Genomic DNA, 320 nt, shown 5'->3' with positions numbered 1-320 from the left:
ATCGCCTCGAATGTCCGCGAGTTGCGCTCGTCGGAGCGGCGGGTGAGGGCTTCCAGCGTCTTCAGGTCCTGGGCGAGGCCGGCAACGGCGGTCGCATTGGTTTGGGCCGTGCTGGACGTCGACTCGGCGAGTGATTTGACGGCGCTCTCGGCGGCCTCGCGCGCCACGCTCAGAATGGAATCGCGCGTGCCGGCCAGCGACTTCTCGATCTCGTTGAGGCGCGGGCTGATGTCTTCGAACTCGGGCAGCGGCGCGCTCGGCTTCGAAAGATGCGCCGAAAGGGCGGTCACCTGCGTCTCCAGGCTGCGGATCAGGGCCGG

The 320-nt window shown here is 68.1% G+C and carries 1 protein-coding gene; it reads right to left on the bottom strand.

Features of this window, described 5'->3' with window-relative positions; genetic code table 11:
* Nucleotides 1-320, bottom strand: a 320-nt coding sequence (locus EN808_RS35620; protein ID WP_135918252.1) for a hypothetical protein, incomplete at both ends; no start/stop codon positions are given.

The sequence above is a fragment of the Mesorhizobium sp. M8A.F.Ca.ET.165.01.1.1 genome, assembly GCF_004792065.1.
Lineage (GTDB): Bacteria > Pseudomonadota > Alphaproteobacteria > Rhizobiales > Rhizobiaceae > Mesorhizobium.
Note: the sequence above shows the minus strand (reverse complement) of the source record. Positions and strands in the feature narration are given on the sequence as shown.